Annotated in this window: 8 protein-coding genes, 2 tRNA genes and 3 rRNA genes; 12 read left to right on the plus strand and 1 reads right to left on the minus strand. The window is 46.8% G+C overall.

The window, feature by feature from the left end; genetic code table 11:
• Positions 1–506: 506 nt before the first annotated feature.
• From dnaA to rrf, 12 genes are all read left to right on the plus strand, one after another.
• Positions 507–1847: a chromosomal replication initiator protein DnaA gene (gene dnaA, locus TRNA_RS21520; RefSeq protein ID WP_009330034.1), complete on the plus strand. Its 1341-nt coding sequence runs from the start codon at positions 507–509 to the stop codon at positions 1845–1847.
• Positions 1848–2023: 176 nt separating this feature from the next.
• Positions 2024–3160: a DNA polymerase III subunit beta gene (dnaN, locus tag TRNA_RS21525; RefSeq protein WP_003178080.1), complete on the plus strand. Its 1137-nt coding sequence runs from the start codon at positions 2024–2026 to the stop codon at positions 3158–3160.
• A 167-nt stretch (positions 3161–3327) separates the two neighbouring features.
• On the plus strand, positions 3328–3543 hold the full coding sequence (gene yaaA, locus TRNA_RS21530) for a S4 domain-containing protein YaaA (RefSeq protein ID WP_003178084.1): 216 nt from the start codon (positions 3328–3330) through the stop codon (positions 3541–3543).
• 16 nt (positions 3544–3559) lie between these two features.
• Positions 3560–4672: a DNA replication/repair protein RecF gene (gene recF / locus TRNA_RS21535; RefSeq protein ID WP_003178089.1), complete on the plus strand. Its 1113-nt coding sequence runs from the start codon at positions 3560–3562 to the stop codon at positions 4670–4672.
• A gap of 17 nt (positions 4673–4689) precedes the next feature.
• Positions 4690–4932, plus strand: a complete 243-nt coding sequence (gene remB, locus TRNA_RS21540) for an extracellular matrix regulator RemB (RefSeq protein WP_003178090.1) — start codon at positions 4690–4692, stop codon at positions 4930–4932.
• Between the two features lie 59 nt (positions 4933–4991).
• On the plus strand, positions 4992–6905 hold the full coding sequence (gene gyrB, locus TRNA_RS21545; RefSeq protein WP_009330043.1) for a DNA topoisomerase (ATP-hydrolyzing) subunit B: 1914 nt from the start codon (positions 4992–4994) through the stop codon (positions 6903–6905).
• A gap of 190 nt (positions 6906–7095) precedes the next feature.
• Positions 7096–9564, plus strand: coding sequence for a DNA gyrase subunit A (gene gyrA, locus TRNA_RS21550; RefSeq protein WP_003178095.1), 2469 nt, complete (start codon positions 7096–7098; stop codon positions 9562–9564).
• 337 nt (positions 9565–9901) lie between these two features.
• Positions 9902–11451: ribosomal RNA gene (locus tag TRNA_RS21555) — 16S ribosomal RNA — on the plus strand.
• 102 nt (positions 11452–11553) lie between these two features.
• Positions 11554–11630: transfer RNA gene (locus tag TRNA_RS21560), tRNA-Ile, on the plus strand.
• 11 nt (positions 11631–11641) lie between these two features.
• Positions 11642–11717: transfer RNA gene (locus TRNA_RS21565), tRNA-Ala, on the plus strand.
• 70 nt (positions 11718–11787) lie between these two features.
• Positions 11788–14718 (plus strand): 23S ribosomal RNA (locus TRNA_RS21570).
• A gap of 131 nt (positions 14719–14849) precedes the next feature.
• Positions 14850–14965 (plus strand): 5S ribosomal RNA (gene rrf, locus TRNA_RS21575).
• The 16S, 23S and 5S rRNA genes sit together here with 2 tRNA genes alongside, the layout of an rRNA operon.
• A 15-nt stretch (positions 14966–14980) precedes the next feature.
• Here rrf and TRNA_RS21580 read toward each other — a convergent pair.
• The gene (locus TRNA_RS21580; protein WP_011197460.1) at positions 14981–15958 is read right to left on the minus strand and encodes a YaaC family protein; all 978 of its coding nucleotides are present in this window, start codon (positions 15956–15958) and stop codon (positions 14981–14983) included.
• Positions 15959–16073 lie beyond the last annotated feature (115 nt).

A 16073-nucleotide genomic window follows, 5' to 3' on the forward strand; every position in this document is an offset into this window, starting at 1 on the left:
CGAAAGCCTAATTTCATTTTTCCTCAATTTTAGCTTAAAAGATTTTTTTGGAAGCGGGAAAACGGGATGGACGAAGCGAAAAAAAGCCAATGTGGATATCTTTCTCCTCGTTTTTTCTATCCACAATCATTATCGACAACATTTTCACAAAACTAACCGTTGTGGACAATATTTCTTCAACAGTTTGTATAGTATGTGGATAAGTTCCTCGCAACCATTGCAACCACTCGCTTATTCTGATATTATATTTGTGTTTTAACTCTTGATAACAAATTGGCTGCCAATCCATTATCCACAAACTGTGGATAAGTTGTGGAGAGTTTTTTCACAGGGTGTGCAGTATTTTGTCCACATCTTGTGAAAAATGTCGAAAAGACGTTTTTCTACTATATTATATGTTTTCAACATTTCATTAACGAATGGACTCATCCATTTGCTCTTTTTTTGTGTTCTATAACAGGTTGGACAAGCAAATATTGCTGGTAAAGGAGGGACGAACCGCCATTATGAAAAACATATCGGATCTTTGGAATCAAGCTTTGGGGCAGATCGAAAAAAAATTGAGCAAGCCCAGCTTTGAAACATGGATGAAATCGACAAAGGCCCATTCATTGCAGGGCGATACGCTGATCATCACCGCACCGAACGAGTTCGCCAGAGACTGGCTTGAATCAAGATACCTGCACCTGATCGCCGATACGATCTATGATCTGACAGGAGAAGAATTGAGCATTAAATTTGTCATTCCTCAGAATCAAAATGAAGAAGATTTTATGCCAAAGTCTCCAATCAAAAAAATGTCGAAAGAAGAACCGGCTGATTTTCCGCAAAACATGCTGAATCCCAAATATACATTTGATACGTTCGTTATCGGTTCAGGAAACCGATTCGCCCACGCAGCGTCTTTGGCAGTGGCTGAAGCCCCGGCGAAAGCTTACAATCCGCTGTTTATTTACGGGGGAGTCGGACTTGGAAAGACTCACTTAATGCATGCGATCGGGCACTATGTCATCGATCACAATCCATCTGCAAAAGTGGTTTATTTGTCATCTGAGAAATTTACAAATGAGTTCATTAACTCGATCCGTGACAATAAAGCTGTCGATTTTCGCAATCGCTATCGAAATGTTGACGTTCTTTTAATAGACGATATTCAATTTTTAGCCGGAAAAGAACAGACGCAAGAGGAATTTTTCCATACGTTTAATACGCTGCATGAAGAAACAAAGCAGATTGTCATTTCCAGCGACCGGCCTCCAAAAGAGATCCCAACGCTTGAAGACCGTTTGCGCTCCCGTTTTGAATGGGGATTGATCACTGACATCACGCCTCCTGATCTGGAAACAAGAATTGCGATTTTAAGAAAGAAAGCAAAAGCAGAAGGACTTGATATCCCGAATGAAGTCATGCTTTATATTGCCAATCAGATCGACAGCAATATCAGGGAGCTGGAAGGGGCATTAATCAGGGTTGTCGCATATTCTTCCTTGATCAATAAAGACATTAACGCCGATCTGGCTGCTGAAGCTTTGAAAGATATCATTCCTTCTTCAAAGCCGAAAGTCATTACGATCAAAGACATCCAAAGAATCGTCGGCCAGCAGTTTAATATCAAGCTGGAGGATTTCAAGGCGAAGAAACGGACAAAATCGGTGGCTTTTCCGCGGCAGATCGCTATGTATCTATCAAGAGAAATGACAGATTCTTCTCTTCCGAAGATCGGCGAAGAATTTGGCGGACGCGACCACACGACGGTCATCCATGCCCATGAGAAAATATCAAAACTGCTGAGCGATGATGAACAGCTTCAGCAGCAGATTAAAGAAATTAAAGAGCAGCTGAGATAAGTGATGAGCGGGAAAGTGTGAATAACTTGAACATGGCCTTACACAGTCTGTCCACATGTGGATAGGCTGTGTTTCCGTTCTTTTTTACACTTATCCACAAATCCACAGCCCCTACTAGTACTTCTGCTATTTTTATAAAACATAATAATTAATAGATTCCCGCAAGGAGGATGATTATGAAGTTTACAATTCAAAAAGACCGCCTGGTCGAAAGTGTCCAAGATGTGTTAAAAGCCGTTTCTTCAAGAACGACGATTCCGATCTTAACCGGTATTAAAATCGTGGCCTCTGATGAAGGGGTCTCTCTGACAGGCAGCGATTCCGATATTTCGATTGAATCGTTTATCCCGAAAGAAGACGGCGATTTAGAGATCGTGACAATTGAACAGCCCGGCAGCATTGTGCTTCAAGCCCGTTTTTTCAGTGAAATTGTCAAAAAGCTGCCGATGTCAACAGTGGAAATCGAGGTTCAAAATCAATACTTAACGATCATCCGCTCCGGCAAAGCAGAGTTTAACTTAAACGGTTTGGATGCAAGCGAATATCCGCTTTTGCCGCAAATTGAAGAGCATCACGCTTTTCAAATTCCGACCGATCTGCTGAAAAACCTGATCCGCCAAACCGTTTTTGCAGTGTCCACCTCAGAAACACGCCCAATCTTGACAGGTGTAAACTGGAATGTCACTGGCGGTGAATTAATATGCACTGCAACGGATAGTCATCGTCTTGCGCTAAGGAAAGCTAAGCTCGACATTAACGAAGACAGTTCATACAATGTCGTCATCCCAGGAAAAAGCTTAACCGAGCTCAGCAAAATCCTTGATGACCATCAGGAGCTTGTTGATATTGTGATTACCGAAACACAAGTGCTGTTTAAAACAAAAAACGTTCTGTTTTTCTCCAGGCTTCTTGACGGAAACTATCCGGATACGAACCGCCTGATTCCTCAGGAAAGCAAAACGAACTTGATTGTCAATACTAAGGAATTTCTCCAGGCGATCGACAGGGCTTCGCTTTTGGCGAGAGAAGGACGAAACAACGTGGTGAAACTTTCCGCAGCCGCCAATGAGTCGATCGAAATTTCTTCAAACTCTCCGGAAATCGGAAAGGTTGTTGAAACGGTGAATGCCGAGCAGATCGAAGGGGAAGACTTAAAGATATCCTTTAGTCCGAAATATATGCTGGATGCCCTTAAAGTTCTTGAAGGAGAGGACATTCATGTAAGCTTCACAGGCGCTATGAGGCCTTTTCTGATCCGTACGCCGAATGACGATTCGATCGTCCAATTAATTCTTCCTGTCCGGACGTATTAATTTGTTGGAATAGAAAGTTGCCGGCTGGTCCGGCAGCTTCTCTTATTTTTTCTGGAGAAAAGCGCTCTCGCCCTGCCTTGATTGCTCATACCGCAAGTTTCCCCTTTCCTTCTTTCCCTGTTTTTTAGTACAATTAGATATTAGTGATATTGAAAGAGGTCGATATAATGACAAAGACGGTGGCTATTGATACAGAGATGATTACCCTCGGCCAGTTTTTGAAATTGGCGGATGTCATTCAGTCCGGAGGAATGGCAAAATGGTTTTTATCGGAATATGAAGTACTCGTCAATGACGAGCCGGATAACCGCCGCGGACGAAAACTGTATGTCGGAGATGTGGTGACGATTGAAGGATTCGGTTCATTTCAAGTCGTCGGCTAAAAGCAGGTGGTATTGATTGTATATCCAAAATCTTACATTATCGTCTTACCGTAATTATGAGCGCCTTGACCTTCAATTTGAGAACAAAGTGAACGTGATTATCGGAGAGAACGCTCAAGGAAAAACAAATTTGATGGAAGCGATCTATGTGCTTGCGATGGCGAAATCCCATCGGACGTCAAATGATAAAGAACTCATACGATGGGATGAAGACTATGCTAAAATAGAAGGCAGGGTCATTAAAAAAAACGGTTCTGTTCCCATTCAGCTTGTGATTTCCAAAAAAGGAAAAAAAGGTAAAGTGAATCATATTGAACAGCAGAAGCTGAGCCAGTATGTCGGGGCTGTCAACACGATTATGTTCGCGCCGGAGGATTTAAATCTCGTAAAAGGAAGTCCTCAGGTCAGAAGAAGGTTTCTCGACATGGAAATCGGCCAAGTATCACCTGTCTATCTTCATGACCTTTCTCTTTACCAAAAAATCCTTTCACAACGGAATCATTTCTTGAAGCAGCTTCAAACGAGAAAGCAAACCGATCAAACGATGCTTGACGTGCTGACGGAACAGCTTACGGAATTCGCGGCAAAGGTTGTGATGAAACGGCTTCAGTTTGTCGATCAGCTTGAAAAATGGGCTCAGCCCATTCATTCCGGAATTTCAAGAGGTCTGGAAGAGCTGACGTTAAAGTATCATACGTCTCTTCACGTATCAGATTCGCCCGATTTGTCGAAAATGATCAATAGTTATCAAGAAACGTTTTCTAAATTAAGAGATAAAGAAATAGAACGGGGGGTATCTCTTTCAGGTCCCCACAGGGATGATGTTCTTTTCTATGTCAATGGCCGTGATGTGCAGACTTACGGATCGCAGGGCCAGCAGCGCACGACTGCATTGTCGCTTAAATTGGCTGAAATCGACTTGATTCAGGAAGAGATAGGAGAATACCCGATTCTGCTTTTGGATGATGTTTTATCAGAGCTGGACGACTATCGGCAGTCTCACTTGCTCCACACCATTCAAGGCCGCGTTCAAACATTCGTAACAACGACAAGCGTTGATGGAATTGATCATAAAACCTTAAACGAAGCGGAAATCTTTCGTGTTGAAAATGGCACGCTATCGGACTGAAAAAATGGGGTGAGGGATTGTATATCCACTTAGGTGACGATTTTGTCGTCTCAACGCGTGAAATTGTGGCTATTTTTGATTACAAGGCAAAGACATCGCCGATTGTTGAGGAGTTTTTAAGCAAGCAAAAACAGCGGATTGTCTCTTCTAACAGCACGCCGAAGTCAATTGTTGTCACATTACAATCGATTTATTTTTCTCCTTTAGCCTCAGGCACGTTGAAAAAACGGGCGCAATCCAAGCCGGAAATCGATTCATAAAGAATCTTAACTATAAATTTATTATGTTTGAAGAAAAGTGTAGGTGAATGTGCGTGGCAATGGAACAGCAAAATAATTACGATGAAAATCAGATACAGGTTCTAGAGGGATTGGAAGCCGTTCGGAAAAGACCCGGAATGTACATCGGGTCGACAAGCGGCAAAGGTCTGCACCATTTAGTATGGGAAATTGTCGATAACAGCATCGATGAAGCATTGGCCGGTTACTGCACTGAAATCAATGTCGCAATTGAAAAAGACAACAGCATCACAGTAAAAGACAACGGACGGGGTATCCCGGTCGGTATTCATGAGAAGATGGGTCGTCCCGCTGTGGAAGTCATCATGACTGTCCTGCACGCCGGAGGAAAGTTTGACGGAAGCGGATATAAAGTTTCGGGCGGTTTGCACGGCGTCGGTGCTTCTGTTGTTAACGCCCTTTCAACCGAGCTGGATGTAACGGTTTACAGAGATGGAAAAATCCATTATCAGGAATTTGAACGTGGCGTTCCGAAAGCTGATTTGAAAGTCATTGGAGATACGGAAGTGACGGGAACGACCACACACTTCAAGCCTGATCCGGAAATATTCACGGAAACGACTGAATACGACTATGATACGCTCGCCACTCGTGTCCGCGAACTCGCTTTCTTGACAAAAGGCGTCAAAATCACGATCGAAGACAAGCGAGAAGGAAAAGAACGCAAGAATGAATACTGCTATGAAGGCGGTATTAAAAGCTATGTTGAACACTTGAACCGTTCGCGGGAAGTTATTCATGAAGAGCCGGTCTATATTGAAGGATCCAAAGACGGCATTACAGTCGAGGTGGCTCTTCAATACAATGACAGCTATACAAGCAACATTTATTCATTTGCTAACAACATTCATACGTATGAAGGCGGAACCCATGAAGCCGGCTTTAAGACCGGTTTGACGAGGGTCATCAATGATTACGCGAGAAGAAACGGCGTATTCAAAGAAAGCGATCCGAACTTAAGCGGAGAAGACGTCCGGGAAGGTTTGACAGCGATTATTTCAATCAAGCACCCGGATCCTCAATTTGAAGGGCAGACGAAAACAAAGCTCGGCAACTCAGAAGCGCGTACGATAACAGATGCGCTATTTTCAGAAGCGCTTGAAAAGTTTCTGCTAGAAAACCCGGATTCAGCGAAAAAAATCGTTGAAAAAGGGGTTATGGCCGCCAGAGCACGGATGGCTGCAAAGAAAGCACGCGAATTGACGCGCAGAAAAAGCGCCCTTGAAGTGTCCAATCTGCCGGGGAAACTTGCTGACTGTTCTTCTAAAGACCCGACGATTTCCGAACTTTACATCGTTGAGGGTGACTCTGCGGGCGGATCGGCAAAACAGGGCCGCGACCGTCATTTCCAAGCAATTTTGCCTTTGAGAGGGAAAATTTTGAACGTCGAAAAAGCCCGCCTGGACAAAATATTGTCCAACAATGAGGTTCGTTCTATGATCACCGCCCTTGGCACCGGAATCGGGGAAGATTTCAACCTTGAAAAAGCCCGCTACCACAAAGTCGTGATTATGACGGATGCCGACGTCGATGGTGCACACATCAGAACATTGCTGCTGACCTTTTTCTACCGCTACATGAGACAGATTATCGAACAAGGATATGTCTACATCGCTCAGCCGCCTCTTTACAAAGTACAGCAGGGGAAACGCGTTGAGTATGCGTACAATGACCAGCAGCTCGAAGAAATTTTAAAAGAGCTTCCGCAAAATCCTAAGCCAGGCCTGCAGCGCTACAAAGGTTTGGGCGAGATGAATGCGACACAGCTTTGGGAAACGACGATGGATCCAGAAACGCGGACATTGCTTCAAGTAACGCTCAAAGATGCGATTGATGCGGATGAAACCTTTGAAATGCTGATGGGCGACAAGGTTGAACCGCGCCGCAACTTCATCGAAGAGAATGCCCGATATGTAAAGAATTTGGATATTTAATGATTGTAAGACCTTATTTTCGCTTAATTGAAATAAGGTCTTTTCTAGAATGAGCCTTTGGCGCTCTAGTCATTTGATGTGTATAAAATCAAGATTATTGATATAATGGAGAATAGCCTAATTCGTTGAAGAGTATAAATACAAATCTACTCCCACACAACTCATGTAGATTCTCCAGGGAGGTTTTTTAATGAGTGAACAACATAAGCCCCAAGTTCAGGAAGTCAATATCAGTCAGGAAATGCGCACATCTTTTTTAGATTACGCAATGAGTGTTATTGTTTCCCGCGCTCTTCCGGACGTAAGAGACGGTCTGAAGCCGGTGCACAGAAGAATATTGTATGCGATGAACGACCTTGGGATGACAAGTGATAAGCCGTATAAAAAATCCGCGCGTATTGTCGGCGAAGTTATCGGTAAGTACCACCCTCACGGTGATTCTGCTGTTTACGAAGCCATGGTCAGAATGGCGCAGGATTTTAACTATCGGTACATGCTCGTTCAAGGCCATGGAAACTTCGGTTCTGTTGACGGCGACTCGGCTGCGGCCATGCGTTACACAGAAGCGAGAATGTCTAAAATATCAATGGAAATTCTGCGCGACATCAATAAAGACACAATCGATTACCAGGACAACTATGACGGTTCGGAAAAAGAGCCGGTTGTTATGCCTGCGAGATTTCCGAACTTGCTTGTCAACGGAGCGGCCGGTATTGCTGTAGGTATGGCCACAAACATCCCGCCGCATCAGCTCGGTGAAGTCATTGACGGTGTTTTGGCGGTCAGCAAAAACCCTGATATCACGCTTCCGGAATTGATGGAGATCATTCCTGGACCCGACTTCCCTACAGCAGGGCTGATCTTGGGAAGAAGCGGTATCCGAAAGGCCTATGAAACAGGCCGGGGATCAATTACGCTTCGAGCCAAAGCTCAAATCGAAGAAACATCTTCCGGCAAACCGGTAATCATTATTACGGAAATACCGTACCAAGTGAATAAAGCAAGGCTGATCGAAAAAATCGCCGATCTAGTGCGCGATAAGAAAATCGACGGCATTACGGATCTCCGCGATGAATCAGACCGAAACGGAATGCGCATCGTCATTGAACTGAGAAGGGATGCAAATGCCAATGTACTGTTAAATAACTTGTACAAGCAGACCGCTCTTCAAACATCATTCGGCATTAATCTTTTGGCGCTTGTTGACGGCCAGCCGAAAGTATTGAGCTTGAAGCAGTGTCTGGAGCATTATCTCGACCATCAAAAAGTCGTGATCAGAAGGCGTACTGCATTCGAGCTTCGCAAAGCGGAAGCGCGGGCCCATATTCTTGAGGGCTTGAGAGTGGCGCTTGATCACCTTGATGAAGTTATTTCCCTAATTAGAAATTCGCAAACGGCTGAAATCGCAAAAAACGGATTGATTGAGAAGTTTTCTTTGACTGAAAAACAGGCCCAGGCGATTTTGGACATGCGTCTCCAGCGTTTAACAGGGCTGGAACGCGAAAAAATCGAAGAGGAATATCAAAGCCTTGTTGAGCTGATTGCAGAGCTAAAAGCAATCTTAGCAGACGAAGAGAAAGTTCTTGAAATCATTCGGGAAGAGCTCACAGAAGTTAAAGAGCGCTTTAATGATGAGCGCCGTACTGAAATCGTGACATCGGGCCTTGAGACGATTGAGGATGAAGATCTCATCACGCGCGAGAATATCGTTGTGACTTTAACTCATAACGGATATATCAAACGTCTGCCTTCTTCCACTTACCGCAGCCAAAAACGGGGCGGGAAAGGCATTCAGGGCATGGGTACAAATGAAGACGACTTCGTTGAACACCTGATTTCAACATCCACCCATGACACCATTCTCTTCTTCTCGAATAAAGGGAAGGTGTACCGTGCGAAAGGATATGAGATCCCTGAATTCGGACGGACAGCGAAGGGAATTCCGATTATTAACCTGCTTGAAGTGGAAAAAGGAGAATGGATCAACGCGATTATTCCGGTAGGCGAATTTGATGACGAGTCTTATTTGTTCTTCACGACAAAACACGGAATATCAAAACGCACACCGCTTTCTCAATTCGCGAATATCCGCAATAATGGATTGATCGCCTTAAGCCTCCGCGATGAGGATGAATTGATCGCTGTCCGCCTGACGGATGGAAATAAACAAATTATTATCGGCACGAAGAACGGTCTGCTCATCCGTTTCCCTGAAACAGATGTAAGGCAAATGGGAAGAACAGCAGCCGGCGTTAAGGGCATCAATCTGACAGATGACGATGTTGTTGTCGGCATGGAGATTTTGGAAGAGGATTCACACGTGCTAATCGTAACTGAAAAGGGCTACGGAAAACTGACGCCCGCTTCAGAATACAGGGTGCAAAGCCGCGGAGGAAAAGGGCTGAAAACCTGCAAAATCACAGAAAATAACGGATCTCTTGTGACAGTGAAAGCAACGACAGGAGAAGAAGATTTAATGATCATCACAGCAAGCGGCGTGATCATTCGGATGGATATTAAAGATATCTCCACGACCGGACGCGTCACTCAAGGTGTGCGACTTATCCGCTTAGGTGAACAAGAGCATGTCGCGACTGTCGCTTTAGTTGAAAAAGATGAAGAGAACGATTCAGAAGAACAGGAAGCGGATGAATCATAAAAACATGCAGCCAAATGGCTGCATGTTTTTCTATTCAATCTTTCAAATATAATCTTTTCATCAGGAACATAATGTGCTATAATTTCTCTTGGTCGCTTATAAAAGCAACAACAAAAACTTTTTTTAAAAAAGTATTGACCGCTTGTCTTATAAATGTTATATTTAAGTGGTCGCTTTGAGAGCGGCAGCGAAGTTCTTTGAAAACTAAACAAGACAAAACGTACCTGTTAATTCATTATAAATCGCACATGTAAGTGTGCGTAGTCAGGGGCCTGCACGATGCAGGTCATGCAGATGTTGTCACAGGATGTGACGAACTTAATCTGCGCTCCATTATTTCATGGAGAGTTTGATCCTGGCTCAGGACGAACGCTGGCGGCGTGCCTAATACATGCAAGTCGAGCGGACCGACGGGAGCTTGCTCCCTTAGGTCAGCGGCGGACGGGTGAGTAACACGTGGGTAACCTGCCTGTAAGACTGGGATAACTCCGGGAAACCGGGGCTAATACCGGATGCTTGATTGAACCGCATGGTTCAATCATAAAAGGTGGCTTTTAGCTACCACTTGCAGATGGACCCGCGGCGCATTAGCTAGTTGGTGAGGTAACGGCTCACCAAGGCGACGATGCGTAGCCGACCTGAGAGGGTGATCGGCCACACTGGGACTGAGACACGGCCCAGACTCCTACGGGAGGCAGCAGTAGGGAATCTTCCGCAATGGACGAAAGTCTGACGGAGCAACGCCGCGTGAGTGATGAAGGTTTTCGGATCGTAAAACTCTGTTGTTAGGGAAGAACAAGTACCGTTCGAATAGGGCGGTACCTTGACGGTACCTAACCAGAAAGCCACGGCTAACTACGTGCCAGCAGCCGCGGTAATACGTAGGTGGCAAGCGTTGTCCGGAATTATTGGGCGTAAAGCGCGCGCAGGCGGTTTCTTAAGTCTGATGTGAAAGCCCCCGGCTCAACCGGGGAGGGTCATTGGAAACTGGGGAACTTGAGTGCAGAAGAGGAGAGTGGAATTCCACGTGTAGCGGTGAAATGCGTAGAGATGTGGAGGAACACCAGTGGCGAAGGCGACTCTCTGGTCTGTAACTGACGCTGAGGCGCGAAAGCGTGGGGAGCGAACAGGATTAGATACCCTGGTAGTCCACGCCGTAAACGATGAGTGCTAAGTGTTAGAGGGTTTCCGCCCTTTAGTGCTGCAGCAAACGCATTAAGCACTCCGCCTGGGGAGTACGGTCGCAAGACTGAAACTCAAAGGAATTGACGGGGGCCCGCACAAGCGGTGGAGCATGTGGTTTAATTCGAAGCAACGCGAAGAACCTTACCAGGTCTTGACATCCTCTGGCAACCCTAGAGATAGGGCTTCCCCTTCGGGGGCAGAGTGACAGGTGGTGCATGGTTGTCGTCAGCTCGTGTCGTGAGATGTTGGGTTAAGTCCCGCAACGAGCGCAACCCTTGATCTTAGTTGCCAGCATTCAGTTGGGCACTCTAAGGTGACTGCCGGTGACAAACCGGAGGAAGGTGGGGATGACGTCAAATCATCATGCCCCTTATGACCTGGGCTACACACGTGCTACAATGGGCAGAACAAAGGGCAGCGAAGCCGCGAGGCTAAGCCAATCCCACAAATCTGTTCTCAGTTCGGATCGCAGTCTGCAACTCGACTGCGTGAAGCTGGAATCGCTAGTAATCGCGGATCAGCATGCCGCGGTGAATACGTTCCCGGGCCTTGTACACACCGCCCGTCACACCACGAGAGTTTGTAACACCCGAAGTCGGTGAGGTAACCTTTTGGAGCCAGCCGCCGAAGGTGGGACAGATGATTGGGGTGAAGTCGTAACAAGGTAGCCGTATCGGAAGGTGCGGCTGGATCACCTCCTTTCTAAGGATATTATACGGAATATAAGACCTTGCGGTCTTATAGACAGGTGCGTTTGGATCTTGTTTAGTTTTGAAGGAACTTCCTTCATATGAATCAAAAGATGGGCCTGTAGCTCAGCTGGTTAGAGCGCACGCCTGATAAGCGTGAGGTCGGTGGTTCGAGTCCACTCAGGCCCACCATCTTTATACACGGGGCCTTAGCTCAGCTGGGAGAGCGCCTGCTTTGCACGCAGGAGGTCAGCGGTTCGATCCCGCTAGGCTCCACCAACGTGTTCTTTGAAAACTAGATAACGAAAGTAGACATTCACAAGAATTTTCTGTAGTGATTCTTTTTAACGGTTAAGTTAGAAAGGGCGCACGGTGGATGCCTTGGCACTAGGAGCCGATGAAGGACGGGACGAACACCGATATGCTTCGGGGAGCTGTAAGCAAGCTTTGATCCGGAGATTTCCGAATGGGGAAACCCACTGCTCGTAATGGAGCAGTATCCATATCTGAATTCATAGGATATGAGAAGGCAGACCCGGGGAACTGAAACATCTAAGTACCCGGAGGAAGAGAAAGCAAATGCGATTCCCTGAGTAGCGGCGAGCGAAACGGGAACAGCCCAAACCAAGAGGCTTGCCTCTTGGGGTTGTAGGACACTCTGTACGGAGTTACAAAAGAACGAGGTAGATGAAGAGGTCTGGAAAGGCCCGCCATAGGAGGTAACAGCCCTGTAGTCAAAACTTCGTTCTCTCCTGAGTGGATCCTGAGTACGGCGGAACACGTGAAATTCCGTCGGAATCCGGGAGGACCATCTCCCAAGGCTAAATACTCCCTAGTGACCGATAGTGAACCAGTACCGTGAGGGAAAGGTGAAAAGCACCCCGGAAGGGGAGTGAAAGAGATCCTGAAACCGTGTGCCTACAAGTAGTCAGAGCCCGTTAACGGGTGATGGCGTGCCTTTTGTAGAATGAACCGGCGAGTTACGATCCCGTGCAAGGTTAAGTTTGAAAAGACGGAGCCGCAGCGAAAGCGAGTCTGAATAGGGCGCATGAGTACGTGGTCGTAGACCCGAAACCAGGTGATCTACCCATGTCCAGGGTGAAGTTCAGGTAACACTGAATGGAGGCCCGAACCCACGCACGTTGAAAAGTGCGGGGATGAGGTGTGGGTAGGGGTGAAATGCCAATCGAACCTGGAGATAGCTGGTTCTCTCCGAAATAGCTTTAGGGCTAGCCTCAAGGTAAGAGTCTTGGAGGTAGAGCACTGATTGGACTAGGGGCCCCTACCGGGTTACCGAATTCAGTCAAACTCCGAATGCCAAAGACTTATCCTTGGGAGTCAGACTGCGAGTGATAAGATCCGTAGTCGAAAGGGAAACAGCCCAGACCGCCAGCTAAGGTCCCAAAGTATACGTTAAGTGGAAAAGGATGTGGAGTTGCTTAGACAACCAGGATGTTGGCTTAGAAGCAGCCACCATTTAAAGAGTGCGTAATAGCTCACTGGTCGAGTGACTCTGCGCCGAAAATGTACCGGGGCTAAACGTATCACCGAAGCTGCGGACTGTTCTTGCGAACAGTGGTAGGAGAGCGTTCTAAGGGCTGTGAAGCGAGACCGGAAGGACTCGTGGAGCGCTTAGAAGTGAGAATGCCGGTATGAGTAGCGAAAGAGGGGTGAGAATCCCCTCCACCGAATGCCTAAGGTTTCCTGAGGAAGGCTCGTCCGCTCAGGGTTAGTCGGGACCTAAGCCGAGGCCGAAAGGCGTAGGCGATGGACAACAGGTTGATATTCCTGTACCACCTCCTCACCATTTGAGCAATGGGGGGACGCAGGAGGATAGGGCAAGCGCGGTATTGGATATCCGCGTCCAAGCAGTTAGGCTGGGAAATAGGCAAATCCGTTTCCCGTAAGGCTGAGCTGTGATGGCGAGCGAAATATAGTAGCGAAGTTCCTGATTCCACACTGCCAAGAAAAGCCTCTAGCGAGGTGAGAGGTGCCCGTACCGCAAACCGACACAGGTAGGCGAGGAGAGAATCCTAAGGTGATCGAGAGAACTCTCGTTAAGGAACTCGGCAAAATGACCCCGTAACTTCGGGAGAAGGGGTGCTCTGTTAGGGTGCAAGCCCGAGAGAGCCGCAGTGAATAGGCCCAGGCGACTGTTTAGCAAAAACACAGGTCTCTGCGAAGCCGCAAGGCGAAGTATAGGGGCTGACGCCTGCCCGGTGCTGGAAGGTTAAGAGGAGCGCTTAGCGTAAGCGAAGGTGCGAATTGAAGCCCCAGTAAACGGCGGCCGTAACTATAACGGTCCTAAGGTAGCGAAATTCCTTGTCGGGTAAGTTCCGACCCGCACGAAAGGCGCAACGATCTGGGCACTGTCTCAACGAGAGACTCGGTGAAATTATAGTACCTGTGAAGATGCAGGTTACCCGCGACAGGACGGAAAGACCCCGTGGAGCTTTACTGCAGCCTGATATTGAATGTTGGTACAGCTTGTACAGGATAGGTAGGAGCCTTGGAAACCGGAGCGCCAGCTTCGGTGGAGGCATCGGTGGGATACTACCCTGGCTGTATTGACCTTCTAACCCGCTGCCCTTATCGGGCAGGGAGACAGTGTCAGGTGGGCAGTTTGACTGGGGCGGTCGCCTCCTAAAAGGTAACGGAGGCGCCCAAAGGTTCCCTCAGAATGGTTGGAAATCATTCGCAGAGTGTAAAGGCACAAGGGAGCTTGACTGCGAGACCTACAAGTCGAGCAGGGACGAAAGTCGGGCTTAGTGATCCGGTGGTTCCGCATGGAAGGGCCATCGCTCAACGGATAAAAGCTACCCCGGGGATAACAGGCTTATCTCCCCCAAGAGTCCACATCGACGGGGAGGTTTGGCACCTCGATGTCGGCTCATCGCATCCTGGGGCTGTAGTCGGTCCCAAGGGTTGGGCTGTTCGCCCATTAAAGCGGTACGCGAGCTGGGTTCAGAACGTCGTGAGACAGTTCGGTCCCTATCCGTCGCGGGCGCAGGAAATTTGAGAGGAGCTGTCCTTAGTACGAGAGGACCGGGATGGACGCACCGCTGGTGTACCAGTTGTTCTGCCAAGGGCATCGCTGGGTAGCTATGTGCGGACGGGATAAGTGCTGAAAGCATCTAAGCATGAAGCCCCCCTCAAGATGAGATTTCCCATTCCTATAAGGAAGTAAGATCCCTGAAAGATGATCAGGTTGATAGGTCTGAGGTGGAAGTGTGGCGACACATGGAGCTGACAGATACTAATCGATCGAGGACTTAACCTAAATATTTGTGAATCGTCTGTCCGTTATCTAGTTTTGAGAGAATGCTCTCAGAAAGCCAAAGGCAAGGAAACTCGGCTAAAGGCCCTCACATCCTGTGAGGAACGCCCAGTACCTTCGTCCTGAAGGCATAGTTTGGTGGCGATAGCGAAGAGGTCACACCCGTTCCCATGCCGAACACGGAAGTTAAGCTCTTCAGCGCCGATGGTAGTTGGGGGCTTCCCCCTGTGAGAGTAGGACGCCGCCAAGCGCTAAGAGGACCAGCTTATATAAGCTGGTCTTTTTTGTTGTTTTCTTTTTTTCGAATAAGCAATTCAGCGATATAATAAGGGAACTTTGACTCGACTATATGTAAAAACTGTTGGATGATGACATAATCATCGCTGGCACTTTGAAGAAGAAGGTCATACCACCATTCTGTTTCATACCTGGCAATCATGCTTAAATTGTAAGCAACCAAGTAATGCACCAATATTTCCGGGAGCTTTAAAAAGCGATCCCGTTCAGCCGGAAAATAATATGCGCCATGTTCCAAATCATAAAGCAAGGTAGTCGAAGTGCTGGGACGGCATTCTTTTTGAGCGGCGGAAAAAATGATCCCCTCTTTTTCTTCACGGCAGAAAGACCAGTTTAAATGGTATTCGACATGTTCGATGAAACGCTTTGACGACATATTGTAAGCATCGGGCGTCTCGCTTGGCAGCCAAATGAGCCGGTCTTCGACGGCTGCTTTTACTATTGGATTCGGTTTTCTTTGAAATGCCAGTACTTTATTGATCTCCGGAATTCTCGCCAAAAGCTGCTTCATATTGAATCGTTCATCTTCCAATCCGGATAATTGGAAAAGGGACCTGATGACGTGCATACATAGGCCGTTCCTTTGGATTTTTACTTCATCTTCATAAAAGCGGTAATTTTGTTTTTTTCGTTTTCTAGTGGTCACGCCATGGGCGAGCACTGAAGTATGGCTTGGATAGGAAGGATCTGTCATTAACAGGCAGGCTTTCAATAGCTGTGCCATGCCGTAAAATAATAAAATCGGTTTGATTTCCAACGTAGCGATTTTGGCTTGCTTGTAAAAGGCTTCCGCATGTTTAAGAAAAAAAATAAACCGCTCTCCGTTTTTATAGGAATTTTTTTTGGCATCTTCCATTCCTTGATTTTTATATACCATTTCAAGAAAATGCTGGGCTGTTTCGACCGAATAAAATAGCTTTAAATCCTTCCATCCTTTATCTTGCATGGACTCCACTTCCCTTATGGTTATTTTCTAAAAATTACAACTGTTTCTCGCTTTCTTGACAGTGGGTATTCAAGTTGATAATCTACATATAATATTTTGCCGAAAAGAGGGGGAT

It is taken from the genome of Bacillus licheniformis DSM 13 = ATCC 14580 (genome assembly GCF_000011645.1).
Taxonomy (GTDB): domain Bacteria; phylum Bacillota; class Bacilli; order Bacillales; family Bacillaceae; genus Bacillus; species Bacillus licheniformis.